Origin of the sequence: Bradyrhizobium sp. 4, assembly GCF_023100905.1 — a bacterium.
In the GTDB taxonomy this organism is placed as follows: domain Bacteria; phylum Pseudomonadota; class Alphaproteobacteria; order Rhizobiales; family Xanthobacteraceae; genus Bradyrhizobium.
Genome location: NZ_CP064686.1, coordinates 153,080 through 179,037, shown reverse-complemented (window position 1 = coordinate 179,037; position 25,958 = coordinate 153,080). Strand labels below are relative to the sequence as shown.

Genomic DNA, 25,958 nt, shown 5'->3' with positions numbered 1-25,958 from the left:
TCGCCAATGCGGTCGGGAATTTCACAGGTGTCATGCCCCGCGAAGGCGGGGCATCCAGTACTCCGCGGCGTTCGTGGTCATCACGGCCGTCACGGCGTACTGGATCGCCCGCCTTCGCGGGCGATGACAGCGTCCTAAAAAACTTCTCAGCTCAATGCTTCGTCCAGGAACGCCTTCAACTGGGCCTGATGCTTCGACATCAGACCGGTCGCGGTCGCGGCGGAGGCGGCGCGGCCGACATAACGCGGACGCCGGCTCGCACCGTTCACCTGGTTCAGCACCCATTCCAGATAGGGCTCGATGAAGTGCCAGGCACCCATGTTGCGGGGCTCTTCCTGGCACCACACCACTTCGGCCTTCTTGAAGCGCGACAGCTCGGCCACCAGCGCCTTCAGCGGCACCGGATAGAGCTGCTCGACGCGCATCAGATAGATGTCGTCCATCCCGCGCTTCTCGCGCTCCTCGTAGAGGTCGTAATAGACCTTGCCCGAGCAGAGCACGATGCGGCGGATCTTCTCGTCGGGGACGAGCTTGATCGCTTCGCTCGGCAGCATCTGGGCGTCGTCATAGAGGATGCGGTGGAAGGTCGTTCCCTTCGCGAGCTCCTCGAGACGCGACACCGCCCGCTTGTGACGCAGCAGCGACTTCGGCGTCATCACGATCAGCGGCTTGCGGATCTCGCGGTGGAGCTGCCGGCGCAGCACGTGGAAGTAGTTCGCCGGCGTGGTCGGATAGACCACCTGCATGTTGTCTTCCGCGCACATCTGGAGATAACGCTCCAGACGCGCCGAGGAGTGCTCCGGCCCCTGGCCTTCATAGCCATGCGGCAGGAGGCAGACGAGGCCGGACATGCGCAGCCATTTGCGCTCACCCGAGGAAATGAACTGGTCGAACACGACCTGCGCGCCGTTGGCGAAGTCGCCGAACTGCGCTTCCCACAGGGTCAACGTGTTCGGCTCGGCGAGCGAATAGCCGTATTCGAAGCCAAGCACGGCTTCTTCCGACAGCAGCGAGTTGATGACCTCGTAATGGCCCTGCTCGTGACCGAGATGGTTGAACGGCGTGTAGCGGCTCTCGTCTTCCTGGTCGATCAGGACCGAGTGGCGCTGCGAGAAGGTGCCGCGCTCCGAATCCTGTCCGGACAGGCGGACATGGTGGTTCTCGTTGAGCAGCGTGCAGAAAGCCAGCGCCTCGCCGGTCGCCCAGTCGATGCCCGTGCCGCCGTCGATCGCCTTGGCGCGGTTTTCGAGGAAGCGCTGGATCGTGCGGTGGACGCGGAAACCATCCGGCACCTTGGTGATCTTGCGACCGATGTCCTTCAGTGCGGTGATGTCGACGCCGGTGACGCCACGCCGCGCGTCTTCTTCCTGATCGGCGATCTTGAAGCCGGCCCATTTGCCGTCGAGCCAGTCGGCCTTGTTGGGCTTGTAGCCGGAGCCGGCTTCGAGCTCGGCATCGAGCCGCGCGCGCCAGTCGGCCTTGGCTTTCTCGACCTCGCCCTCGGTCAGCACACCTTCACTGATGAGACGGCGGGCGTAGAGCTCGAGCGTCGAGGGATGGGCCGCGATCTTCTTGTACATCACCGGCTGGGTGAAAGCCGGCTCGTCGCCCTCGTTATGGCCATGCCTGCGGTAGCAGAACATGTCGATGACGACGGGCTTGTGGAATTTCTGCCGGAACTCGGTCGCGACCTTGGCCGCGAACACGACGGCTTCCGGATCGTCGCCGTTGACGTGGAAGATCGGCGCGTCGATCATCTTCGCCACATCGGACGGGTAAGGCGACGAACGGGAATAACGCGGATAGGTGGTGAAGCCGATCTGGTTGTTGACGATGAAGTGCACGGATCCGCCGGTGCGGTAGCCCTTCAGGTCCGACAGGCCGAAGCATTCCGCGACCACGCCTTGGCCCGCAAACGCTGCGTCGCCATGCATCAGCAGCGGCATCACCGAGATGCGCATATCCGGCGGATCGCCGTGCTGGTCCTGCTTGGCGCGGACTTTGCCGAGCACGACGGGATCGACGATCTCGAGATGCGAGGGGTTGGCGGTCAGCGACAGATGGATGCGGTTGCCGTCGAACTCGCGGTCCGAGGACGCACCGAGGTGATACTTGACGTCGCCCGAGCCTTCGACCGCATCAGGATTGGCCGAACCGCCCTTGAACTCGTGGAACAGCGCGCGATGCGGCTTGCCCATCACCTGGGTCAGCACGTTGAGGCGGCCGCGATGCGGCATGCCCAGCACGACCTCCTTCACGCCGAGATTGCCGCCGCGCTTGATGATCTGCTCCAGCGCGGGGATCAGCGATTCAGCACCGTCCAGGCCGAAGCGCTTGGTGCCGGTGAACTTGGTGTCGCAGAACTTCTCGAAGCCTTCGGCTTCGACCAGCTTCATCAGGATGGCGCGGCGGCCTTCGCGGGTGAAGGAGATTTCCTTGTCCGGCCCCTCGATGCGCTCCTGGATCCACGCCTTCTGCGCCGCGTTCGTAATGTGCATGAACTCGACGCCGAGCGTCTGGCAGTAGGTGCGCTCGCAGATCGCGGTGATTTCGCGCAAGCTGGCGTATTCGAGACCGAGCACATGGTCGAGGAAGATCTTGCGGTCGAAATCGGCTTCGCTGAAGCCGTAGGTCCGCGGGTCGAGCTCTTCGCGATTGCGCTGGGCTTCGATGCCGAGCGGATCGAGCTTGGCGTGGAAGTGGCCGCGCATGCGGTAGGAGCGGATCAGCATCAGCGCGCGGACCGAGTCGCGGGTGGCCTGGAGCAGGTCGGCGGAGGAAAGGCCGCCGGCCTTGTCGCCACCCTTGGCCTGCGCCTTGGCGGCGATCTTGGCGCCGACCGTCTTCTCGACTTCCGCCCAATTGCCGTCGAGCGCGGAGGTCAGATCGTCCTGCGGGGTCAGCGGCCAGTTGGCGCGCTCCCAGGACGGGCCTTGGGCGTTCTTGCTGATGTCACCCGGCTGGTCGTTGAGGCTCTTGAAGAAGTCCTGCCACTCGGCATCCACCGAGGACGGGTCCTTCTCGTAGCGGGCGTAGATTTCGTCGATGTAGGTGGCGTTGGTGCCCTGCAAAAAGGAGGAGAGGGCAAAGGCTGCGTTCGCGTCTTGGCGAGACATGCTTGAGTTCCTGGCGATTTCGGTTCGCGCATAACAAACGGCGCTGGCGCTGGGCTCCCCGGCAGAGGACCAGCGCGACAGGCACCATTTACCCTATTTGCTGCGAAACTTCGCCCGGAAAATTACGAAGGTGTGAATCAGGCTTTCAATTTTTCGGCAAGCGTGTGGCCGAGGCGAGCGGGAGACGGCGACACTGTAATTCCAGCCGATTTCATCGCGTCCGTCTTGGAACCAGCGTCACCCTTGCCACCCGAAATGATCGCACCGGCGTGGCCCATGCGGCGGCCGGGAGGGGCCGTGACACCGGCAATAAAACCGACCATCGGCTTCTTGCGGCCGCGCTTGGCCTCGTCCTTAAGGAACTGGGCGGCGTCCTCCTCGGCGGAACCGCCGATCTCGCCGATCATGATGATCGACTCGGTCTTGGGATCGCCGAGCAGCATTTCCAGCACGTCGATGAACTCGGTTCCCTTGACCGGGTCGCCGCCAATGCCGACCGCCGTGGTCTGGCCGAGGCCTTCCTGGGTGGTCTGGAACACGGCTTCGTAGGTCAGGGTGCCCGAGCGGGAGACGATACCGACGCTGCCGGTCTTGAAAATGTTGGCCGGCATGATGCCGATCTTGCACTCGCCGGCGGTCATGACACCCGGGCAGTTCGGCCCGATCAGGCGCGACTTGGAGCCGGCCAGCGAACGCTTCACCCTGACCATGTCGATGACCGGGATACCTTCGGTGATGCAGACGATCAGCGGGATCTCGGCGTCGATGGCTTCGCAAATCGCGTCGGCCGCGCCCGGCGGCGGCACATAGATCACCGATGCATCGGCGCCGGTCTTCTCACGCGCCTCGCGCACGGTGTCGAACACCGGCAGGCCCAGATGCGTCGCGCCGCCTTTGCCGGGCGAAGTGCCGCCGACCATCTTGGTGCCGTAGGCAATCGCGGCCTCCGAATGGAAGGTGCCGTTCTTGCCGGTAAAGCCCTGGCAGATGACCTTGGTGTTCTTGTCGATCAGGATGGACATGAGGTCTGCTTTCGCGAAACTAACGAGTGAGAGGTCAGTGGATGCGGCGGTAGACGCCGGTGAGCACGTCGGCCCAGCCTTCCGCGTCCGGCGAGAACTGGATCTTCAACGAATAGGAATCGTCGTCGATGATTTCATAGACGTGGCGCGCATTGCCGCGGAGCGAGCCGCGCACCAGCGTCAGGGTCTTGCCGACCCACCCGCCGGAGGCGGGCGAGGGCGGCGTGTAGCCGAGCGAGTCGTACCAGAACAATTTGTAGGTCCGGTCTTCGCGGTCGAAAGTGAAGATCCCGTGGGTGGCGAAGCTCTGCTTGCCGTCGCGGGTCTGGACCGAGTCCTGGATCAGATAGAAGCCATTGAGATCCATGTGGGCCACAACGCGAGAGGTCGCCGTCCCGCCCTCCGTCCAGCGCGACGCAAAGACCACCTCTTCGCCATTCCATTCACCGGCGAACGCGGCAAGACGCGCGTGCTCCGGCAGCGGGGATGATGCAGCGAGATGGTCCTGGGTCATGGCCTCAGCCTCCCTTGACGGCCTTCACGATCTTCTGCGCGGCGTCGTCGAGATTGTCGGCCGGCACCACGTTCAGGCCGGATTCACGGATGATCTTCTTGCCCAGCTCGACATTGGTGCCTTCGAGGCGAACCACCAGCGGCACGCTGAGGCCGACTTCACGGACGGCGGCGGTGACGCCCTCGGCGATCACGTCGCACTTCATGATGCCACCGAAGATGTTGACCAGAATGCCCTTCACGTTGGGATCCGCGGTGATGATCTTGAAGGCGGCCGCGACCTTTTCCTTGCTGGCGCTGCCGCCGACGTCGAGGAAGTTCGCCGGCGCCATGCCGTAGAGCTTGATGATGTCCATCGTCGCCATCGCGAGGCCGGCGCCGTTGACCATGCAGCCGATATTGCCGTCGAGGGTGACGTAGTTGAGGTCGTATTTCGACGCCTCGATTTCCTTGGCGTCTTCCTCGGTCTCGTCGCGCAGCGCGAGCACCTCGGGGTGACGGAACAGGGCGTTGTCGTCGAACGACACCTTGGCGTCGAGCACGCGGAGCTGACCCTGCTTGGTCACGACCAGCGGGTTGATCTCCAGCATCGACATGTCCTTGGCGACGAAGGCCGCGTAGAGCTGCGCGGTGAGCTTCTCGGCCTGCTTGGCGAGATCGCCGGAGAGTTTTAGCGCGTTCGCGACGGTGCGGCCGTGATGGCCCATGATGCCGGTCGCGGGATCGATCGAGAAGGTCACGATCTTCTCAGGGCTGTTGTGCGCGACGTCCTCGATATTGACGCCGCCCTCGGTCGACACCACGAAGGAGACGCGGGAGGTCTCGCGGTCGACCAGGATCGAGAGGTAGAATTCCTTGTCGATGTCGGAGCCGTCCTCGATGTAGAGGCGGTTGACCTGCTTGCCGGCGGGGCCGGTCTGGATGGTGACGAGCGTGGCGCCGAGCATCTGCTTGGCGAATTCGGAAACCTCCGCGGCCGACTTGGCGATGCGGACGCCGCCCTTGTCGCCGGCCGAGGCTTCCTTGAACTTGCCCTTGCCGCGGCCGCCGGCGTGGATCTGGCTCTTCACGACCCAGACCGGGCCCGGAAGTGCCTTTGCCGCTGCGTCCGCGTCGGCCGCCTTCAGGACCGGAACGCCCTTGGAGATCGCGACGCCGAACTCGTTCAGCAGCGCTTTGGCCTGATATTCATGGATATTCATATGGTCGCTCCCTGAACCCGCGGGCGGTGACCTCGTAGGCCCACCTCAGTCTTGTGGCTGGCATACCATATACCACAGGAACTGCAACCCGGATTCTCTGACATCGATCTCTGGACTTGCGGACCAGGACCCGCCCCAACCTTAAACAAGGTTTGGCGGAACCCCGGAAATGAAACCGCCGAAGACCGGGCTTCGGTCTTCGGCGGAATATTTGACCTTAGCGGCCCAGAAGATCCGGTGCGATCTTCTTGCAGGCGTCAACCAGACCCTGCACCGCGCCGACCGACTTGTCGAAGGCTTCGCGGTCCTTGCCGACGAGCTCGATCTCGACGACGCGCTCGACGCCCTTGGAGCCGATCACGACGGGCACACCGACATACATGTCCTTCACGCCGTATTCGCCGTTCAGGTAGGCGGCCGAGGCCAGCACGCGCTTCTTGTCACGCAGATAGCTCTCGGCCATCGCGATCGCGGAAGCCGCCGGCGCGTAGAAGGCCGAGCCGGTCTTGAGCAGATTGACGATCTCGGCGCCGCCGTTGCGGGTGCGGTCGACGATCTCGTCGAGGCGCGCCTGGGAGGTCCAGCCCATCTTGACGAGATCGGGCAGCGGGATGCCGGCGACGGTGGAGTATTTTACCAGCGGCACCATGGTGTCGCCATGGCCGCCCAGTACGAAGGCGGTGACGTCTTCGACCGAAACGTTGAACTCGTCGGCCAGGAAGTAGCGGAAGCGCGACGAATCCAGCACGCCGGCCATGCCGACGACCTTCTTGTGCGGCAGGCCGCTAGCCTTCTGCAGCGCCCAGACCATCGCGTCGAGCGGGTTGGTGATGCAGATGACGAAGGCGTCGGGGGCGTACTTCTTGATGCCCGCGCCGACCTGCTCCATGACCTTGAGGTTGATGGAGAGGAGGTCGTCGCGGCTCATGCCGGGCTTGCGCGGCACGCCGGCGGTGACGATGCAAACTTTTGCGTTGTCGAGCGCCTCGTAGGAGTTGGCGCCGGTGTAGTGTGCGTCAAAGCCGTCGACCGGCGAGGACTGCGCGATGTCGAGCGCCTTGCCCTGCGGCACGCCCTCGGCGATGTCGAACATCACCACGTCGCCCAGCTCTTTCAGGCCGATGAGATGAGCCAGCGTTCCGCCGATCTGACCGGAGCCAATCAAAGCAATCTTGTCGCGCGCCATGTGAGCCTGTCCTTTAGACACGTAAGGAGGGGAAAACTGAGACGGGTGGTTATCCCTTTCGCCTCCCCCGTTCAAGTCACGGCTTGCCCAATTGTCGGGCTTGCCGCGTATTCGAGCGCAACCTCGTCATTCCGGGGCTTGGGAAGCGCCGAGCCCGGAATGACAGCGCTGGCAAATAGGACTTAAGTCTCGCCCAAGCCCTTTACGTCTCAACCAAACCTTTGGTCGAGCCGCTGGCGGTGGAATCCTTGCGGCCGTGGGGCAGCGCCAGATAGGATTCCGAGCTCATTTCGATCAGGCGCGAGGCGGTGCGCTTGAACTCGTTGGCCTCGTTGCCCTCGTTGGCAAGATAGAGCGAGATCGGGTTGGCATCGGCCGAGGCCATCAGCTTCACGGCATTGTCATAGAGCGTGTCGATCAGCGTGATGAAGCGCTTGGCGGCGTTGCGCTGGGAGAAATCCATCACTGGAATATGGTCGACCAGGATGGTGTGATAATCGTGCGCCAGCCTGAGATAGTCCGACGCCCCGAGCGGCTTCTCGCAGAGATCGGCGAACGCGAAGCGCGCCACGCCGTGGGCCGAGCACGGCACGTGCAGGGTGCGGCCCTTGATCGAAATATCCCGCGACTTGCATTTGGCGCCGCCTGACATCTTCGACCAGGCACGGTCGAGCGCGGCGTCCGCCTCAGTGTCCGCCGGCGTCAGCCACATCGGCACGCCCTGAAGCTTTTCCAGCCGGAAGTCGGTGCGCGCGTCGAGCCGCAGCACGTCCATGTGATCGGTGATCTGCCTGATGAAGGGCAGGAACAGCGAACGATTCAGACCGCCCTTGTAGAGGTCGTCAGGCGCGACGTTGGAGGTCGCGACCACGACGGTGCCGAGCTCCAGCAGCTTTGCGAACAGGCGGCCGAGGATCATCGCGTCCGCGATGTCGGTGACGTGGAATTCGTCGAAACAGAGCAGCCAGCTCTCCTCGAAGATCGCATGCGCGGTCAGCGCGATGACGTCGCCATCGGCGATCTCGCCGCGCGCGATGCCCTGGCGAAAATCGTAGATGCGCTCGTGCACCTCGGCCATGAATTCGTGGAAATGCGCGCGCCGCTTGTGCTCGACGGTCGAGTGCTGGAAGAACAGATCCATCAGCATGGTCTTGCCGCGACCGACCTCGCCATGGACGTAGAGTCCGTGGGGCGCCTCGTCCTTGTCGCTGCTGAACAGGCGGCTGAGCAGGCCCTGCTTGCGCGCCGGCTTGTAATCGGCGAGCCGCTGGTCGAGCGCCGCATAGGCGTCGGCAATTTCGGCCTGCGCAGCATCGGGCTCGATCGCGCCGGACGCGATCTGGGCCTGATAGGCCTCGCGGAATGAGGAACTGGGGGTCGAGAGCATGCTCTTTACCGCCAGAGATGAGCGGAAATTGCAAGCCGTGAATTGGGGCGGGGCGCTATGCGTTCGGTGTCCCGGACGCGCTCCAGCGTGCAACGCTGCTGCGCAGAGCCGCGACCCACCATTTGGTACATCGATCGTGGAGCGATGGGCCCCGGCTCTGCAGCGCACGGCTTCGCGCTGCGCAGCGTCCGGGGCACCAGAGCTTCGCTACTCACACAGCTCGTACGCGTCCTCGACCACATACGGGCCGCCGCCGGTTGAGGCGCGGGACGAGAACAAAACAAAACGCTCGGCCGTGAACGCCTTGCTGGGAAAATAGCCGCGCAGCGAGAGATAATCGGCGACGTCACGGTCGCTGGCGTCGTGCAGCCGGGCCAGCGTGACATGCGGGATGAACTTGCGGCCTTCCGGGTCGAGGCCGATCCGTTGCATCAGGCGCTCGAGCTCGGCCTGCAATTCCATCAGCGGCTTGCTCGGCACGATGGTGGCGACCACCGCGCGCGGCTTGCGTCCGCCGAAACTCTGCAAACCCTGCACCTTCACCTCGAACGGCTTGCGATCGACGCGAAACAGCATCGAGGCGATTTCGTTGGCGGACATGCCGTCGATATTGCCGATGAAGCGCAGGGTGACGTGGTAATTCTCGGGATCGATCCAGCGGGCGCCGGGAAGGCCGCCCCGCAAATTGGAAAGCGACTGGCCAATCTCGGCCGGAATTTCCAGACCAGTGAACAAACGCGGCATCGTTTCGCACTCCCGATGCTTGGGCATGATCCCAGGGCAAGATCATATCCAAATTTTAGAGCCGGCGACGAATCACCGGTACCTTAATTCCTATCGCAGTTGTGTGACTCTGCGAAGCATCGCGCGCCTCACCCCGGTAAAACCCTGGGAATTACGGTCGGCGCTGCCTGCTTTTCAACGCCACTGCTCAGCTATCGTGCCAATGAATGCCTCAACCGTGGGCAAGATATTCCTGACGATGATGTCGACGCCGGCCGCGGTCGGATGAATGCCGTCGGCCTGGTTGAGCTTGGCATCGGCCGCGACACCGTCGAGAAAAAACGGATAGAGCGGCACGCCAAATTTTTTCGCCAGATCCGGATAAATCGAATTGAAGCGCGCGGCATAGTCCGCGCCGTAATTCGGCGGCGCCAGCATGCCGCACAGCATCACCGCGATCTTGCGCGCCTTGAGGCGCTGGACGATCTCGGCCAGCGCGGCGCGCGTCAAATCGGGATCGATGCCGCGCAGCGCATCGTTGGCGCCGAGCTCGATGATCACACCGTCGGTTCCGTCGGGGACCGACCAGTCGAGCCGGTCACGGCCCCCCGAGGAGGTGTCGCCGGAGACCCCGGCATTGGTCATGTCGACCGCTATGCCTTTGTCTTGCAAAGCTTTTTGAAGCTTGGTGGGGAACGCTTGCTGGGCCGGGAGGCCGAGGCCGGCGCTCAGGGAATCGCCGAGAACCACCAGCTTGATCGGCTTCGCCGCCTCGGCCCATGCCGGAGCCCATGCCGGATTTGCGACCGTCATCAAAGCGAACATCAACACGGCTATGTGCATGAACAATCCGTAACGCCTCTCGACCGCGCGTACGGAGTTGCCATATGACCGGACCATGGATACTCGCATCTCTTCCTCTTCGCTCGCCGACAGTTCGGCCGACACCATCGCCATCTCCAACGTCAATCTGTCATTGGGTACGGGCGCGGCACGCGTTCACATTCTCAAGGATATCAGCTTGCGCGTGGGCCGGAGCGAGACGATCGGCCTGATCGGCCCGTCAGGCTCGGGCAAATCCACGCTGCTGATGGTGATGGCGGGGCTGGAGCGTCCTGATAGCGGAGAGGTGGTGGTCAGCGGCACGCCTTTCAATGCCCTCGACGAGGACGCGCTGGCCCGCTTCCGCGGCCGCCAGGTCGGCATCGTCTTCCAGTCCTTCCACCTGATCCCGACCATGACCGCGCTGGAGAACGTCGCCGTGCCGCTCGAGCTTGCGGGCAATCCCGACGCCGCAACGCGCGCGGCGCAGGAGCTGCAATCGGTCGGGCTCGGCGACCGTCTGCATCATTATCCGACGCAGCTCTCCGGCGGCGAGCAGCAGCGCGTCGCGCTGGCCCGCGCGCTGGCACCCGATCCCGCGATCCTCGTTGCCGACGAGCCGACCGGCAATCTCGACGAAGCCACGGGACAACAGATCGTCGACCTCCTGTTCAGCAAGCATGCCGAGCGCGGCATGACGCTGGTGCTGGTCACGCATGATTCGTCGCTCGCGCATCGCTGCGATCGCGTGATCCGCCTGCGCTCCGGGCGCATCGACACGCAGTCGGTGCCGGCATGAGCGCTGCTGCCGAACCGTTCGCGAAGCCCAACGGCGTCGCACTGTCGCTGCGCTACGCGCTGCGCGAATTGCGCGGCGGCCTGCGCGGCTTCTACGTCTTCATCGCCTGCATCGCGCTCGGCGTGATGGCCATCGCCGGTGTCGGCTCGGTCTCGGCGAGCCTGAGCGACGGCCTCGCCCGCGAGGGCCGTACGCTGCTCGGCGGCGACGTGTCGTTCGTCCTGTTTCAGCGCGAGGCGAAGCCGGAGGAAGTCGCCTTCCTGCGTTCGCGCGGCACCGTCTCGAGCGCCGCCACACTGCGCGGCATGGCGCGCTCGGCCGAGGGCAAGCTGGCGCTGGTCGAGATGAAGGCGGTCGACGACACCTATCCGATGCTCGGCCAGTTGACGCTGGCGCCGCCGCTGCCGATGTCCGACCTGCTCGCGGAGCGCGACGGCGCGTTCGGCGCGGCCGCCGATCCGACACTGCTGGCGCGGCTGTCGCTCAAGACCGGCGATCGCGTCACCGTCGGGGCTGCCACGTTCCAGATCCGCAGCGCCGTCGAAGCCGAGCCCGACAAGCTCGCCGGCGGCATCGGCTTCGGCCCGCGCTTCCTGATCAGCGAAGCGGGCCTCCGCGCCACCGGGCTGGTCCAGCCCGGCAGCCTGGTGCGCTGGGTCTATCGTGTGAAACTGCCGGAGATCGCCAATAGCGAGCGCGCCACCGACGCCTTCATCGCGGACGCGCGCAACGCCGCGCCGCAGGCCGGCTGGGAGGTCCGCAGCCGCTCCAATGCCTCGCCACAGCTCGAGCGCAACATCAACCGCTTCACGCAGTTCCTGACCCTAGTCGGCCTCGCCGCGCTGCTGGTCGGTGGCGTCGGCGTCGCCAATGCCGTCAAGGCCCATATCGACCACAAGCTCGAGGTGATCGCGGCCTTCAAGGCCGTCGGCGCCACCGGGCGCGACGTGTTCGGCATCTATCTCGCCCAGGTGCTCCTGCTCGCCGCGATCGGCTCGGCGATCGGCCTCGCGCTCGGCGCCGCCATGCCCTTCGCGATCGTCGGCCTGTTCGGCAAGCTACTGCCGCTGCCGGTGGTGCCGGCGGTGCATGCCGACGAGCTCGCGCTGTCGTTCGTCTACGGGCTGCTCACGGCGCTTGCCTTCGGCCTGTGGCCGCTCGGGCGGGTGCACGACGTGCCGGTGGCCGCCCTGTTCCGCGACACCATCAGCTCGGAATGGCATCGGCCACGCTGGAGTTATCTCGTCTTCATGGCTGTCGTGATCGCGCTGCTCATCGCGGTCGTGATCGGGCTGTCCTTCGACAAGCGCATCGCCGCCGTGTTCGTGGCCTCCTCCGTGGTCGTGTTCGCGCTGCTGCGCGGCATTGCCGCGCTGTTGATGACGATCGCGCGGCGGCTGCCGCGCACGCGCTGGCCAATGCTGCGACTTGCGATCGCCAACATCCACCGGCCGGGCGCGTTGACGCCCTCGGTCGTGCTGTCGCTTGGCCTCGGGCTCGCCGTGCTCGTCACCATCACCCAGATCGACGGCAATCTGCGCCGGCAGTTCCTGGCGGCACTGCCCGAGCACGCGCCATCGTTCTTCTTCATCGATATTCCGAGCACGCAGGCCGAGCAGTTCGACTCATATCTGCGCCAGATCGCCCCTGGCGCGACGATCGATGACGTCCCGATGCTGCGCGGGCGCATCGTGGGAGCCCGTGGCGTCCGCGCCGAAGAGCTCAAGCCCAGCACCGATTCCGAGTGGGTGCTGCAGAGCGACCGTGGCCTGACCTATACCGCCGAGCTGCCGAAAGGCTCCAAGGTGGTCGAGGGCGAGTGGTGGAGCGCCGATTATTCCGGCCCGCCGTTGGTTTCGATGGAGAAGAAGATCGCGGACGGACTTGGCCTCAAGCTCGGCGACGAGGTCGTGGTCAATATCCTCGGCCGCGACATCCCCGCGAAGATCAGCAATCTTCGCAGCATCGACTGGCAGGGCCTCGGCATCAATTTCGTCCTCGTGTTCTCCCCGAACGCATTCAAGGGCGCGCCGCACACCCATATCGCGACGCTGACGGAAGCCGGCGGCAATGCGGCCGGCGACGGCAAGATCATCAAGGAGGTCGCTGACGCCTATCCGATGGTGACGAGCGTGCGCGTGCGCGAGGTGATGGAGACGGTCGGCTCGGTCGTGACCAATCTGGCGCTGGCAATCCGCGGCGCCAGCGCTGTGACCCTGATCTCGGCGATCCTGGTGTTGGGCGGCGCGCTCGCCGCCGGCCACCGCCACCGGGTCTACGATGCGGTGATCCTCAAAACGCTGGGTGCGACCCGGCTGCGGCTGCTCGGCGCCTATGCGCTCGAATACCTCTTGATCGGGCTTGCAACCGCAATGTTCGGCGTTTTCGCCGGCAGCGTCGCGGCCTGGATGATCGTGACCCGACTGATGACCCTTACCTTCGTCTGGCAGGGCGGCAGCGCCGCCGGCGTGGTCGCGGCTGCCTTGGTCGTCACGGTCGGCCTGGGTCTCGCCGGCACGCTGCTGGCGTTGAACAAAAAGCCCGCCACGGTGTTGCGGAATTTGTGACAAATGGTAGCGGGCGGCGGCACGGGAGCGAAATCGCACGATTCCGGCGATTAACCACGTCCGCTCGTCTGGATTGCAGGGAAGGGCGACATTCAGCCGCGCGTGGACGGTTGCAGCGGATGTGTTAGTTTCCCACATATCGAATGGGTTCGGAGCCCCGATTGTTAGCCAAAATTTAGTCGGCAGACATCGGTATCCGAGATAGAATTTGACGAACCGGCGGCGTGGCGACCCTCATGCCGGACCGGACCAACCAACGGGAATTCGACCATGTCGGACCTAGACCGCAATTACGCTTCTCCTTTCGGCAGGGCCGCCGGGCGTGTTGACGCCGCGACGGTCGATGCCGGCCTGCGCGCCTACATGCTGCGCATCTACAACTACATGAGCATCGGCCTGGCCATCACCGGCTTGGCCGCGCTCGGCGTCTACATGGCCGCCGTGACGGATGTTCCGACCCCGGAAGCCGTCCGCGTCGGCAAGCTGTTCCTGACGCCGTTCGGCTACGCGATGTTCGTCAGCCCCCTGAAGTGGCTGTTCATGCTCGCGCCGCTCGCCATGGTGTTCGTGATCTCGGCGGGCATCAACCGTCTCGCTCCCTCGACCGCCCAGATCCTGTTCTGGGTGTTCGCGGCGCTGATGGGCGTCTCGCTGTCCTCGATCTTCCTGGTGTTCACCCACACCTCGATCGTGCGGGTGTTCTTCATCACCGCGGCGACCTTCGGCGCGCTCAGCCTCTACGGCTACACCACCAAACGTGACATGAGCGGAATGGGTTCGTTCCTGTTCATGGGCCTGATCGGCATCGTCATCGCGAGCCTGGTGAATCTGTTCCTGGCGAGCTCGGTGCTGCAGTTCGTCGTGTCGGTGGTCGGCGTGCTGGTGTTCGCGGGCCTCACCGCCTGGGATACCCAGCGGCTCAAGAACGACTACATCTACGGCTACGCCTCGGCCGGCGGTGACATCGCAGAGCGTGCGGCCATCACCGGCGCGCTGTCGCTGTACCTGAACTTCATCAACCTGTTCACGCTGCTCCTGCAGCTCCTCGGCCAGCGCGACTAAGCGTCAGACCAGAGCGAAGGACACCAGCCCCGGCCGAAAGGCCGGGGTTTTTGTTTGGGCGTGTTCCCTCAACCACCGCCATTGCGAGGAGCTCTTGCGACGAAGCAATCCAGAGTCCCTCCACGGACGCATTCCTGGATTGATTCGTTCCGCTCGCAATGGCGGCGTGGGGAGGCCGTTGCCTCTTCCAGTGGTCCCGGGAAGGCTCTAATCTTGCGGCATGTCCGCACCCGATATCAGGCCCACCACTGAGGCCGACCTGCCCGCCATCACCGCCATCTACCAGCAGGCTGTCCGCGAGGGCACGGCGACATTCGAGCTGGAGCCGCCCGACCTCGCCGAGATGACGCGCCGCTACCGCACGCTGATCGACGGCGGCTATCCCTATTTCGTCGCCATCCTCGAGGGGCGCGTCGCCGGCTACGCCTATGCCGGCGCCTACCGGCCACGGCCGGCCTACCGCTTCACGGTCGAGAACTCGATCTATCTCGATCCGTCCTTTCACCGCCGCGGCATCGGAGCGCTCCTGCTGGAGCGGCTGATCGTCGAATGCGAGGCGCGCGGCTTCCGCCAGATGATCGCGGTGATCGGCGATTCCGCCAATGCCGGCTCGATCGGCGTGCACACCAAGGGCGGCTTCAGGATGATCGGCACGCATCCCAGCGTCGGGCTGAAATTCGGCCGCTGGCTGGACACGGTGATGATGCAGCGAGATCTTGGCGAGGGCGCGACTACGGTGCCGGAGAAGTAGGGTTCAGCTCTTGTAGCCCGGATGGAGCGAAGCGAAATCCGGGAAAGGTTCATCCGCGGATACGACTGCCCCGGATTGCGCTGCGCTCCATCCGGGCTACGAAACGCTACACCACCGCCAGCTTGCGATCGATCACCAGGAGCACGCGCTCCAGCTCGTGGCCGCGGCGCAGGATCAGGCCCGTCGCCGAGATCACGCTGTACATGCCCTGCTTGCGCGCGAGGCGCGGATCCTTCTCGATGCGATAGATCGGCACTTCCGAAGCTCGGCGAAAGACCGAGAACACGGCGCGATCCTTGAGGAAGTCGATGGCATAGTCCCGCCACTCGCCGTCGGCGACCATCCGGCCGTAGAGATTGAGAATACGGTGCAGCTCGAGCCGATTGAACGTTACGCGGCTCGGTTGCGCATTCGAAGCGGCGGGGCGCGCCGCCGCGCGCTGTTCGCTCGGATCGGCATCCTCCGACAGACTCATAGGCTGCCTCCTGTCGTATCAGCATGATCGCGTCCGCGAAGACCGTCCCCGGAACCGCGGATCATGACAGTTGCATGATCGCGCCAACTGTTCCCCACTGCAAGGGGCCCTGTAAGGACGTTGGACCGGAGCAAACCGCCCACACGCAGCGGTGGAACTCTGTCGCGGCAAACCGTCACGGGATCGTTAGCAGGAATCATAGTGTCGCCGCTTTTCCGCCAAGCGACTGCCGCCCTGCATTGCGAAAAGACCTGTGTGCGTTGACCCGGTCCTTTCGGTTCCGGATTCCTCAGCCCCCAGCCCCCCGGGGCCGTCAGGATCGGGTCTGTTCGCACGACAAGGAGGGCCAACGCGAGTTGGTCCTTTTTTGTTTGGGGTCGGTTTTGTTTGTGTCGGGATGTTTCCGCCTCGACGGACTTCTTCCTCATCAGCGAGAACACTCCCTCCCCTCATCCTGAGGAGCCGCGAAGCGGCGTCTCGAAGGATCGAGGCCGAGCTGCCTCAGCAGGGCCTGCATGGTTTGAGACGGCGCTGACGCGCCTCCTCACCATGAGGATTGAGAGTGCGTTTGAATCGGAATATTCGAAGTGTGCGCGTTAGTGCAGCGATGTGTACGCCGCGCCCAGCATCGGGCCCGGCTTTTCCCGGCTGCCGTCCTGGACGTAGACCACAGCACCGTCGACGCCGTCGCGCGTGAGGTTCTCGATCGGCACCGTCCAGCTTTCCGGACGGCCGGTCCAGTCGCCGACCTTGAGCAGGTTGCGCACCACGTTGTGATAGATCACCTGCTGTCCGCGATTTTCACCGCGGCTGATCGCGATCGGCACCGACTTCGCAATCGAGCAGATCCAGACCTCGCCGTGGGACGCCGTCGGCTCCTTGCTCGCGGCCACCGAGACGTTGATCTGCTTGCCCGCGAGCGACATCGTCACCGGTACGCTCATCACACCAGTGCCCGCGTCGGTTTTGCCGATCGCGCTTTCGATGCCAGTGCGATCGCTGCCGACGACATGCGTGGAGCCGTTGACCACGACCTGCGGCGTGTAGACTTCGCGGTCGCCGCGCATGCGCGAATAGGCACGCTGCCGTGCAGAGAAGCGCGAATCGGCCAATGTGTCCTTCCAGCCGAGATAGTCCCAATAGTCGATCGGCATGCTCAGCGCGATGATCGAGGGATCGCGGGCGAGGTCGCCGATGATCTTGTCGGCCGGCGGGCAGGACGAGCAGCCCTGCGAGGTAAACAATTCGACAACGGCGCGGGGATCAGCCTCGGCAGGACGAATGACGGCGACGATCGCACAGAGACCAAGTGCACCCGACCAGAGGGCGCCGGACCAACGTGAAACCAGATGAGAAGCCGTCATTGTTGTCATGTCGAACGCCGCACACCATTGCTCGAGAGAGGGAAAGCTTACCGCCGGATGGTCACCGTATTCTTACGGGCCTCACACATTCGTCGGCCACAGCAGCCGTCCAGGGCGTGAGGTTCTCCGCCGGGCGGGCCATCCGAAACCTGCCGCAAACGCGTGAAGGCGGCCTTGTGATAGGCCGCCTTCGTGTAACCTACTACTCACTTCGCAGTGAGCCACCGTTCACAAATCCGCGCTTACGCCGCGAGCTTGCGCAGCACGTAGTGCAGGATGCCGCCGTTGCGGTAGTATTCGAGCTCGTCCAGCGTATCGATGCGGCAGAGCAGCGAAACGCGCTGCAGCGAACCGTCGCCGGAGACGATCTCCGCGGTCAGCTTCTGGCGCGGCTTGAGGTCGCCGATGAGGCCGCGCAGCGTGACCTTCTCGTCGCCCTTCAGACCGAGCGACGACCAGGAGGTGCCGTCCTCGAAGGTCAGCGGCAGCACGCCCATGCCGACCAGGTTGGAGCGGTGGATGCGCTCGAAGCTCTGGCAGATCACGGCACGCACGCCGAGCAGACGCGTGCCCTTCGCGGCCCAGTCGCGCGAGGAGCCGTTGCCGTATTCGGCGCCAGCGAACACCACCAGCGGCACCTGCTCCTGCTGGTACTTCATCGCGGCGTCGTAGATCGACATCTGCTCGCCGTCGGGCCAGTGTTTTGTCAGACCGCCCTCGGGGATATTTCCATCCGCGCCCTTGAGCATGAAGTTCTTGATGCGGATATTGGCGAAGGTGCCGCGCATCATGACTTCATGGTTGCCGCGGCGCGTGCCGTACTGGTTGAAGTCGGCCGGACGCACCTGGTGCTCGCTGAGATATTTGCCGGCGGGCGAGGTAAGCTTGATCGAACCGGCCGGCGAGATGTGGTCGGTGGTGATCTTGTCGCCGAACATGGCGAGGATGCGGGCCTCGACGATGTCGGTGACCGGCTCCGGCTCCTTCTTCATGCCTTCGAAATAGGGCGGGTTCTGCACATAGGTCGAGCTCATGTTCCAGCGATAGGTCTCGCTCTCGACCGTCTTGATCTTGCGCCAATTGGTGTCGCCCTTGAACACGTCGGCATACTTCTTCTTGAAGATCGCCGCGGTCACGAACTTCTTCATGAAGGCGTTGATCTCCTTTGTCGTCGGCCAGATGTCCTTGAGGTACACCGGCTTGCCGTCCTTGCCTTCACCGAGCGGCTCGACAGCGAGGTTCTTGGTGACGGTACCCGCGAGCGCATGAGCGACCACGAGCGGCGGCGAGGCGAGGTAGTTCGCCTGCACGTCCGGCGAGACACGGCCTTCGAAGTTGCGATTGCCGGAGAGCACCGCAGCCGCGACGATGCCGTTGTCGTTGATCGACTTCGAGATCTCCTCGGGCAGCGGACCGGAATTGCCGATGCAGGTGGTGCAGCCGAAGCCGACCAGGTTGAAGCCGACCTTGTCGAGATCGGCCTGGAGACCGGAATCGGCGAGATAGGCCGCCACCACCTGGCTGCCGGGTGCCAGCGAGGTCTTCACCCACGGCTTTGCCTTGAGGCCCTTCGCGGCGGCGTTGCGCGCCAGCAGACCGGCGCCGATCAGCACGCTCGGGTTCGAGGTGTTGGTGCAGGAGGTGATTGCGGCGATCACGACGTCGCCATGGCCGATGTCGAACTTCTTGCCATCAACGGCGAAGCGCTTCCCCGGCTCCTCGGCCTTCTTGTATTCGCTGGCGAGGGCGAGCGAGAAGCCCTCGGCCACGGACGGCAGCGCAATGCGGCCTTCGGGGCGCTTCGGGCCGGCCATCGATGGCACGACATCGCCGAGGTCGAGCGTCAGCGTCTCCGTGAACACCGGATCGGGCGACTTGGCGGTGCGGAACAGTCCTTGCGCCTTCGCATAGGCCTGCACCAGCGCGACGCGCGCCGAGGCGCGGCCGGAGGTCTTGAGATAATCGAGCGCGGCGGCGTCGACCGGGAAGAAGCCGCAGGTCGCGCCATATTCGGGCGCCATGTTGGCGATCGTCGCCTTGTCGGCGACCGAGAGATGGTCGAGGCCGGGGCCGAAGAACTCGACGAACTTGCCGACGACGCCGAGTTTGCGCAGCATCTGCGTCACGGTCAGCACGAGATCGGTCGCGGTGACGCCTTCCTTCATCGCACCCTTCAGCTTGAAGCCGACGACGTTGGGCAACAGCATCGACAGCGGCTGGCCGAGCATGCAGGCTTCGGCCTCGATGCCGCCGACGCCCCAGCCGAGCACGGCGAGACCGTTGACCATGGTGGTGTGGGAATCGGTGCCGACCAGCGAGTCGGGATAGGCGACCTCGAAGGTGCCGGTCTTCTTGCCGACCGTCATCTTCTCCTTCTTGGTCCAGACCGTCTGGGAGAGATATTCGAGATTGACCTGGTGGCAGATGCCGGTGCCGGGCGGCACGACGGAGAAGTTCGAGAACGCCTTCTGGCCCCATTTCAGGAACTCGTAGCGCTCCTGGTTCTGCTTGTATTCCTCGGTGACGTTCTTGCCGAAGGCCTTGTTGTCACCGAAGAAGTTCACGATCACGGAGTGGTCGATGACGAGGTCGACCGGCACCAGCGGATTGATCTTCTCGGCATCGCCGCCGAGCTTCTGCATCGCATTGCGCATCGCGGCGAGATCGACCACGGCGGGCACGCCGGTGAAGTCCTGCATCAGCACGCGCGCCGGGCGGAAGGCGATCTCATGCTCCAGCGACTTCTTGCGCAGCCATTTCGACACCGCGACGATGTCTTCCTTCTTGACCGAGCGGCCGTCCTCGTTGCGGAGCAGGTTCTCGAGCAGGACCTTCATCGAATAGGGGAGTTTTGAAATTCCCTTCAGACCATTCTTCTCGGCCGTGGGCAGGCTGTAATAGACATAGGTCTTGGCGCCGACCTTGAGGGTCTTTTTGCATTTGAAGCTGTCGAGCGAGGTCATGTAGGAAATCCCAATTGTTAGTTATACCCGGCAGGGTATTTTAACACCGTCAGCGTAGGCAGGCTGAGTCGCTTGCAGGGGCAGGTTGAGTTGCTGCATCAAGTAGTTCCGGGCTTATAGAAGCTTTCTAACCGCGCCGCCACAGCCACAAACGTGCCGCGGCAATCCGCGAGCCAAAAATTCCCATACGCTACCCCAAGTTTTCCTGAGGCCTGACGTTGAGCGGGTTGGTACGAGGCGAGATGCAGCTTTCCGGACATGGGGTCACATGCGTGCGGGGCGGCCGCGAGGTGTTTTCCGGGCTTGATTTCGGGGCCGGCTCCGGCGAAGCCGTGGCGGTCGTCGGCCGCAACGGATCGGGCAAGACCTCGCTGCTGCGGCTGATCGCGGGCCTGCTCATTCCGGCGGGCGGCACGATCGCGCTGGACGGAGGCGATTCCGAGCTGACATTGCCGGAGCAATGCCACTATCTCGGCCATCGCGACGCCCTGAAGCCGGCGCTGAGCGTGGCGGAGAATCTGACATTCTGGGCCGATTTTCTCGGCGGGGAGCGTTTCGATGCCGGCGAGAGCCTCGCCACCGTCGGGCTCGACCACGCCGCCGATCTGCCCGCCGCCTTCCTGTCCGCCGGCCAGCGCCGCCGGCTCTCGCTGGCCCGCCTGCTGGCCGTCCGCCGACCGGTCTGGCTATTGGACGAGCCGACCACGGCGCTGGATGTCGCGGGACAGGACATGTTTTCCGGATTGATGCGCGAGCACCTCGGCCGCGGCGGCCTGATCGTCGCCGCCACCCACGCCCCGCTCGGGATCGATTCGCGGGAGCTGCGGATCGGGGGGACGGCATGATTCCCGTGGACCCTCAGCTTTTCGAAGGGCCGGTCGCCGCTCTCGCACCCGGGACGCAGCCGTCGCCGCGGGCTCCCTCGCCTCTCCCGCTTGCGGGAGAGGTCGGCGCGCAGCGCCGGGTGAGGGTTCTCTCCGCTGGGGGAATCTTCGTTGTCGAGACACCCTCTCCCCAACCCTCCCCCGCAAGCGGGGGAGGGATCGCACCGTGCCTCAGGCACGATGGGAGCCCCCCATGACCGCCCTGTCTGCCCTCATTCGCCGGGACATCCGGATCGCGCTCCGCGTCGGCGGCGGAGCGTTGATTGGCGTGCTGTTCTTCCTGACCGTGGTGGTGCTGATGCCGTTTGCGGTGGGGCCGGATCTGGCACTGCTGTCGCGGCTCGGGCCGGCGATCCTGTGGCTGGGGGCGCTGCTGGCGAGCCTGCTGACCCTGGACCGGCTGTTCATGGCCGACCACGAGGACGGCTCGCTCGACCTGATCACGATGAGCCGGACCCCGCTGGAACTCGCCTGCGCGGCGAAAGCGCTGGCGCATTGGCTGGCCGCCGGCCTGCCGCTGATCGTCGCAACCCCCGTGCTCGGTCTGCTGCTCAACCTCGACATGGTCGCAACCGGCGCGGTGGCGCTGACGCTGCTCGCCGGCACCCCGGCGCTGACGTTTACCGGCATGATCGGCGCAGCGCTGGCGGTGACGCTGCATCGTGGCGGCTTGCTGATGGCGGTCCTGGTGCTGCCGCTGTCGATACCCGTCCTGATTTTCGGCGTCGCGGCCTCGCAGGCGGTGATCGTCGGCCCCATGACGTTCGGCGCGCCGTTCTCGATCCTGTGCGCGCTGTCGCTGGTCAGCCTCGTAATCGGCCCCTTCGCGGCCGCGGCGAGCCTGAAGCATGGACTGGATTGAGGGACTGGCTGACCTTGACCCCGATCAACTTTCGCTGCGGACTTTCGTGCTGATTGCGTGAGCGCTTACCTGTGATTATCAGGATACCATGACGCTGATCGACCTCGCCAACCCCACACGGTTCCTCGCGCTGACGGCGCGGCTGCTGCCGTGGCTTGCGGCTGCGACAATCATCCTGCTCGCGATCGGGCTCTATCAGTCCGCCACCGCGCCCGACGACTATCAGCAGGGCGCGACCGTGAAGATCATGTTCATCCACGTGCCCAATGCCTGGCTGTCGATGTTCGTGTGGGGCGTGATGAGCATCGCCTCGCTGGGCACGCTGGTGTGGCGGCATCCGCTCGCCGACGTCGCCGCCAAAGCGGCTGCTCCGATCGGTGCCAGCTTCACCTTCCTTGCGCTGCTGACGGGCTCGCTGTGGGGCCGGCCAATGTGGGGCACCTATTGGGAATGGGACGCGCGGCTGACCTCGGTGCTGATCCTGTTCCTGATGTATCTCGGCCTGATGGCGCTGTGGCGCGCCGTCGACGATCCCTCCCGCGCGGCGCGCGCCGCCGCCGTGCTGACGCTGGTCGGCGCCATCAACCTGCCGATCATCAAGTTCTCGGTCGATTGGTGGAACACGCTGCACCAGCCGGCGTCAGTGATGCGGATGGGCGGCTCGTCGCTCGACAAATCCTTTTTGATTCCGCTGCTGGTGATGGCGGTCGCGTTCACCCTGCTGTTCGTCACGCTGCATCTGGCGGCGATGAGCAACGAGATCTTGCGTCGGCGCGTGCGGTCCCTGCAGATGATGCAGGCGAGCCGTGTGGCGTTTTCAGAAGTCGGCACCGGCTCGCGTGAAGGCAGCACGTCAAAAGAAGCTGGGGCTGCATGATCATGTCGCTCGGTCCCTACGCGTCTTTCATCGTGACGTCCTATGCCGCGGCCGGCCTCGTGGTCGTGATCCTGATCGGCTGGATCGTGCTCGATTATCGTAGCCAGACACAGCGCCTGCGCGAGCTCGAGCGCAGCGGCGTGACCCGCCGCTCCGGCCGTAGCGCGACGGATCGGCCATGAGAGATCGAGCATGAGAGATCAATCATGAGCGAGCAATCGACCTCCGCTCCGCCGCAGCGCCGCACCTTCCTGATGGTGCTGCCGCTGATTGCGTTCATCGGCCTGGCGCTGCTGTTCTGGTTCCGGCTCGGCAGCGGCGATCCCTCGCGGATCCCTTCCGCCCTGATCGGACGGCCGGTGCCGCAAACCACGCTGCCGCCGCTCGAGGGATTGCGGGCTGACAACACGCAGATCCCCGGCCTCGATCCCGCCGCGTTCAAGGGCAAGGTCAGTCTCGTCAATGTCTGGGCGTCCTGGTGCGTGCCGTGCCACGACGAGGCGCCGCTGCTGACCGAGTTGGCAAAAGACAAACGCTTCCAGCTTGTCGGCATCAACTACAAGGATGCCGCCGACAATGCCCGGCGCTTCCTGGGGCGCTACGGCAACCCGTTCGGCCACGTCGGCGTCGATGCCAACGGCCGCGCCTCGATCGAATGGGGCGTCTATGGCGTGCCCGAGACTTTCGTCGTCGGTCGCGAAGGCACCATCGTCTACAAGCTGGTGGGACCGATCACGCCGGAGAATCTGCGGACGGTGCTGTTGCCGCAGATGGAGAAGGCGTTGAAGGCGGGGTCGTAGCCAAGACCGTCATTGCGAGCGTAGCGACGGAGTCGGCCTCGCGCACCGCTGTCATGCCCCGCGAAGGCGGGGCATCCAGTACGCCGCAGCCTCTCCGCATCTCACTGCTGTCTCTGGAATACTGGATCGCCCGCCTTCGCGGGCGATGACAGTTGAGTGTGTGAAGAGCCGAAAGACCTTACCCCTTCCTCACATCGCCCGCCTCGGCCTCGCTGGCCTCCAGCGACGCCGGCTCGAGGTGGTAGCGCTTGGTCAGCGGCATCTGGGCGATGGCGAAGATCATGGTGATCGGCGTGACGCCGAACACCTTGAAGTTCACCCAGAAGTCCGTGCTCTGGGTGCGCCAGACGATCTCGTTCATAACCGCCATGCCGGCGAAGAACAGCGCCCAGCGCAAGGTGAGGATGCGCCAGCCCTGCGGCGTCAAATTGAACATCTGGTCGAACATGACGGCGATGAAGGAGCGGCCGAACAACAGGCCGCCGCCGAGGATCGCGGCGAACAAAGCGTAGATGATGGTCGGCTTGAGCTTGATGAAGGTCTCGTCATGCAGCACCAGGGTCAGCGTGCCGAACACCAGCACGATGACGCCTGTCACGATCGCCATGATCGGGATGTGCCGCGTCACCACATAGGAGGCGATCATCGCCGCGACTATCGCGACCATGAAGGCGCCGGTCGCGGCGAACAGATTGAACTTCGCATTGACGAAGAAGAACACGAGCAGCGGGCCGAGCTCGGTCGCAAGCTTGAACAGCGGGTGCGGCTGGGTCTTGTCCATTCTTCAGCTTTCGATTCCGGCTATCGCGCGGGCGAAATCACGCGCGGTGAACGGCGCGAGATCGTCGACGCCTTCGCCGACGCCGATGAAATGCACCGGCAGTTTGAATTTCTCCGCGAGCGCCACCAGGATGCCGCCGCGGGCGGTGCCGTCGAGCTTGGTCATCACGAGGCCGGTGACCCCGGCGGTGCGATGGAAGGCCTCGACCTGCGACAGCGCGTTCTGACCGACGGTGGCGTCCAGCACGAGCAGCACGGCATGCGGCGCCGTCGCGTCCACCTTGCGGATGACGCGCACGACCTTTTCGAGCTCGTTCATCAGCTCGGCCTTGTTCTGAAGCCGCCCGGCCGTGTCGATCAGGAGCACGTCGATGGCCTGCTCCTTCGCCGCCGTCAGCGCATTGAAGGCGAGGCTCGCCGAATCCGAGCCCTGCGCACCTGATATGACGGGCGTCCTCGTGCGTTCGCCCCAGACCTTGAGCTGTTCGATCGCCGCTGCGCGAAACGTGTCGCCGGCGGCCAGCATCACCTTGCGGCCTTCGGACGCGAATTTTTGCGAGAGTTTTCCGATGGTGGTGGTCTTGCCGGAGCCGTTGACGCCGACCACGAGGATGACGAACGGCTTCCTGCCGGCGTCGATCTCGAGCGGCTTCGCCACCGCCGCCAGCACCTTCTCGACCTCGGTCGCGACGACGTCCTTGACCTCGTCCGCCGAGATCGCCTTGTCGTAGCGTCCCGTGCCAACCGCATCCGCGATCCGCACCGCGACCGAGGTGCCGAGGTCGGCGCGCAGCAGCACGTCCTCGATGTCGTCGAGCATGGCGCGGTCGAGCTTGCGCTTGGTGACGAGGTCGGCGACCGCGGTCCCGAGCGAGGACGAGGTGCGCTTCAGCCCGTCGGACAGGCGGCGCCACCAGCTCAGCTTGGGGGTCTCGGGGGTGGTATCGTTCATGGTGGCGGTGTGTTAGCCGTTCCGGCTCGCAAACGAAAGTCTTGACCGAAAGTCCTGCAATTGCTCGATGTTCCCGAACTGACCGCCGAGGAAATCCTGGGCCGCGTGCTCCATCGCGACGGATTGATGCTGGTCATCGACAAGCCGGCCGGCCTGCCGGTGCATCGCGGTCCCAAGGGCGGTGCGAACCTCGAAACATCGTTCGACGCGCTTCGTTTCGGCCTGCCGCGGCCGCCGGTGCTGGCCCACCGGCTGGACAAGGACACCTCCGGTTGCCTCGTGCTCGGCCGCCATCGCAAGGCGACGGCCTCGCTCGGCCTGCTGTTCAAGCATGGCAAGATCGGCAAGACCTACTGGACCATCGTCGAGGGCGGCCCCACCGAGGACGAAGGCACCATCGACATGCCCCTCGGGCGACTGAACGCCGAACGCGGCTGGTGGCAGAAGCCCGATCCCGAGGGCCAGAAGGCCATCACCAACTGGAAGGTGATGGGCCGGGGCGACGGCCTGACCTGGCTCGCCATGGAACCGGTCACCGGGCGGACCCATCAATTGCGGGTGCATTCGTCGGCGACCGGCTGGCCGATCTTCGGCGATAACATTTACGGCAACGGCCCGCGCTTCGGCGAGCCGAAGCTGCACCTGCATTCCCGCGAGATCGTGGTACCGATCTCCCGCAACAAGGAGCCGGTCCGCGTGGTGGCGCCGGCCCCACCCCACATGCACGAGCGGCTCCGCGCCTGCGGGTGGAACGGGGAGTAGCCCAACTGCTCGCCCCTCATGGTGAGGAGGCCGCGCAGCGCTGCCTATAGTTTACGAAACGTTCAGTGCTCGTCGCTAACGATAGCGGT

At 64.6% G+C, this 25,958-nt stretch carries 23 protein-coding genes; 10 read left to right on the top strand and 13 right to left on the bottom strand.

All coding sequences use genetic code 11. The features are described from left to right. Nucleotides 1–146: 146 nt before the first annotated feature. From IVB45_RS00885 to IVB45_RS00850, 8 genes are all read right to left on the bottom strand, one after another. On the bottom strand, nucleotides 147–3,116 hold the full coding sequence (locus IVB45_RS00885; RefSeq protein ID WP_027566402.1) for a 2-oxoglutarate dehydrogenase E1 component: 2,970 nt from the start codon (nucleotides 3,114–3,116) through the stop codon (nucleotides 147–149). Nucleotides 3,117–3,253: 137 nt separating this feature from the next. Continuing rightward, nucleotides 3,254–4,138, bottom strand: coding sequence for a succinate--CoA ligase subunit alpha (sucD, locus tag IVB45_RS00880; protein WP_007604325.1), 885 nt, complete (start codon nucleotides 4,136–4,138; stop codon nucleotides 3,254–3,256). Between the two features lie 34 nt (nucleotides 4,139–4,172). Beyond that, complete coding sequence (locus tag IVB45_RS00875; protein WP_027566400.1) at nucleotides 4,173–4,652, bottom strand: DUF1579 family protein; 480 nt, start codon at nucleotides 4,650–4,652, stop codon at nucleotides 4,173–4,175. Nucleotides 4,653–4,656: 4 nt separating this feature from the next. Continuing rightward, nucleotides 4,657–5,853 (bottom strand): ADP-forming succinate--CoA ligase subunit beta, encoded by a 1,197-nt coding sequence (gene sucC / locus IVB45_RS00870; protein WP_007604323.1) that lies wholly within the window; start codon nucleotides 5,851–5,853, stop codon nucleotides 4,657–4,659. 217 nt (nucleotides 5,854–6,070) lie between these two features. Then, a complete protein-coding gene (gene mdh / locus IVB45_RS00865) occupies nucleotides 6,071–7,039 on the bottom strand; it encodes a malate dehydrogenase (RefSeq protein ID WP_007598869.1) in 969 nt (322 codons plus the stop codon). Nucleotides 7,040–7,241: 202 nt separating this feature from the next. Then, nucleotides 7,242–8,426, bottom strand: a complete 1,185-nt coding sequence (gene zapE, locus IVB45_RS00860) for a cell division protein ZapE (RefSeq protein WP_027566398.1) — start codon at nucleotides 8,424–8,426, stop codon at nucleotides 7,242–7,244. A 207-nt stretch (nucleotides 8,427–8,633) separates the two neighbouring features. Continuing rightward, complete coding sequence (gene thpR / locus IVB45_RS00855; RefSeq protein WP_247358171.1) at nucleotides 8,634–9,170, bottom strand: RNA 2',3'-cyclic phosphodiesterase; 537 nt, start codon at nucleotides 9,168–9,170, stop codon at nucleotides 8,634–8,636. A gap of 174 nt (nucleotides 9,171–9,344) precedes the next feature. After that, nucleotides 9,345–9,992 carry an arylesterase gene (locus IVB45_RS00850; protein ID WP_247358206.1) on the bottom strand — a complete coding sequence of 216 codons (648 nt, stop codon included), beginning with the start codon at nucleotides 9,990–9,992 and terminating at the stop codon, nucleotides 9,345–9,347. Between the two features lie 55 nt (nucleotides 9,993–10,047). On the opposite strand from IVB45_RS00850, the gene IVB45_RS00845 reads away from it, so the two are divergent. From IVB45_RS00845 to IVB45_RS00830, 4 genes are all read left to right on the top strand, one after another. Beyond that, complete coding sequence (locus tag IVB45_RS00845) at nucleotides 10,048–10,770, top strand: ABC transporter ATP-binding protein (RefSeq protein WP_247358172.1); 723 nt, start codon at nucleotides 10,048–10,050, stop codon at nucleotides 10,768–10,770. After that, nucleotides 10,767–13,337, top strand: coding sequence for an FtsX-like permease family protein (locus IVB45_RS00840; protein WP_247358173.1), 2,571 nt, complete (start codon nucleotides 10,767–10,769; stop codon nucleotides 13,335–13,337). The genes IVB45_RS00845 and IVB45_RS00840 overlap by 4 nt, the downstream gene beginning before the upstream one ends. Nucleotides 13,338–13,607: 270 nt before the next feature. After that, a complete protein-coding gene (locus IVB45_RS00835; RefSeq protein WP_007598855.1) occupies nucleotides 13,608–14,399 on the top strand; it encodes a Bax inhibitor-1/YccA family protein in 792 nt (263 codons plus the stop codon). 220 nt (nucleotides 14,400–14,619) lie between these two features. Next, on the top strand, nucleotides 14,620–15,150 hold the full coding sequence (locus tag IVB45_RS00830) for a GNAT family N-acetyltransferase (protein WP_247358174.1): 531 nt from the start codon (nucleotides 14,620–14,622) through the stop codon (nucleotides 15,148–15,150). 106 nt (nucleotides 15,151–15,256) lie between these two features. Here the strand turns inward: IVB45_RS00830 and IVB45_RS00825 are convergent, their stop codons facing one another. From IVB45_RS00825 to acnA, 3 genes are all read right to left on the bottom strand, one after another. Further along, complete coding sequence (locus IVB45_RS00825) at nucleotides 15,257–15,625, bottom strand: DUF2794 domain-containing protein (protein WP_027566393.1); 369 nt, start codon at nucleotides 15,623–15,625, stop codon at nucleotides 15,257–15,259. A gap of 596 nt (nucleotides 15,626–16,221) precedes the next feature. After that, the gene (locus IVB45_RS00820; protein WP_247284924.1) at nucleotides 16,222–16,998 is read right to left on the bottom strand and encodes a DUF1223 domain-containing protein; all 777 of its coding nucleotides are present in this window, start codon (nucleotides 16,996–16,998) and stop codon (nucleotides 16,222–16,224) included. A gap of 233 nt (nucleotides 16,999–17,231) precedes the next feature. Beyond that, nucleotides 17,232–19,952, bottom strand: coding sequence for an aconitate hydratase AcnA (gene acnA / locus IVB45_RS00815; RefSeq protein ID WP_247358175.1), 2,721 nt, complete (start codon nucleotides 19,950–19,952; stop codon nucleotides 17,232–17,234). A 242-nt stretch (nucleotides 19,953–20,194) separates the two neighbouring features. Here acnA and ccmA point away from each other — a divergent pair, with 242 nt between their 5' ends. The 5 genes from ccmA (at nucleotide 20,195) to IVB45_RS00790 (ending at nucleotide 23,375) form a co-directional block, all read left to right on the top strand. Continuing rightward, a complete protein-coding gene (gene ccmA, locus IVB45_RS00810; RefSeq protein ID WP_247358176.1) occupies nucleotides 20,195–20,797 on the top strand; it encodes a heme ABC exporter ATP-binding protein CcmA in 603 nt (200 codons plus the stop codon). A 232-nt stretch (nucleotides 20,798–21,029) separates the two neighbouring features. Further along, nucleotides 21,030–21,698 (top strand): heme exporter protein CcmB, encoded by a 669-nt coding sequence (ccmB, locus tag IVB45_RS00805; protein ID WP_007598845.1) that lies wholly within the window; start codon nucleotides 21,030–21,032, stop codon nucleotides 21,696–21,698. Nucleotides 21,699–21,786: 88 nt separating this feature from the next. Beyond that, complete coding sequence (locus IVB45_RS00800) at nucleotides 21,787–22,575, top strand: heme ABC transporter permease (RefSeq protein ID WP_247358177.1); 789 nt, start codon at nucleotides 21,787–21,789, stop codon at nucleotides 22,573–22,575. Then, nucleotides 22,572–22,757: a heme exporter protein CcmD gene (ccmD, locus tag IVB45_RS00795; protein ID WP_247284927.1), complete on the top strand. Its 186-nt coding sequence runs from the start codon at nucleotides 22,572–22,574 to the stop codon at nucleotides 22,755–22,757. The genes IVB45_RS00800 and ccmD overlap by 4 nt, the downstream gene beginning before the upstream one ends. A gap of 24 nt (nucleotides 22,758–22,781) precedes the next feature. Further along, nucleotides 22,782–23,375 carry a DsbE family thiol:disulfide interchange protein gene (locus IVB45_RS00790; protein WP_247358178.1) on the top strand — a complete coding sequence of 198 codons (594 nt, stop codon included), beginning with the start codon at nucleotides 22,782–22,784 and terminating at the stop codon, nucleotides 23,373–23,375. Between the two features lie 178 nt (nucleotides 23,376–23,553). On the opposite strand, the gene IVB45_RS00785 is transcribed toward IVB45_RS00790, so the two are convergent. Next, a complete protein-coding gene (locus tag IVB45_RS00785) occupies nucleotides 23,554–24,156 on the bottom strand; it encodes a septation protein A (RefSeq protein WP_247358179.1) in 603 nt (200 codons plus the stop codon). Nucleotides 24,157–24,159: 3 nt separating this feature from the next. Next, on the bottom strand, nucleotides 24,160–25,107 hold the full coding sequence (gene ftsY, locus IVB45_RS00780; protein WP_247358180.1) for a signal recognition particle-docking protein FtsY: 948 nt from the start codon (nucleotides 25,105–25,107) through the stop codon (nucleotides 24,160–24,162). A gap of 60 nt (nucleotides 25,108–25,167) precedes the next feature. Between ftsY and IVB45_RS00775 the strand changes: the two genes are divergently transcribed. Next, the gene (locus tag IVB45_RS00775; RefSeq protein WP_007598835.1) at nucleotides 25,168–25,869 is read left to right on the top strand and encodes an RNA pseudouridine synthase; all 702 of its coding nucleotides are present in this window, start codon (nucleotides 25,168–25,170) and stop codon (nucleotides 25,867–25,869) included. Nucleotides 25,870–25,958 lie beyond the last annotated feature (89 nt).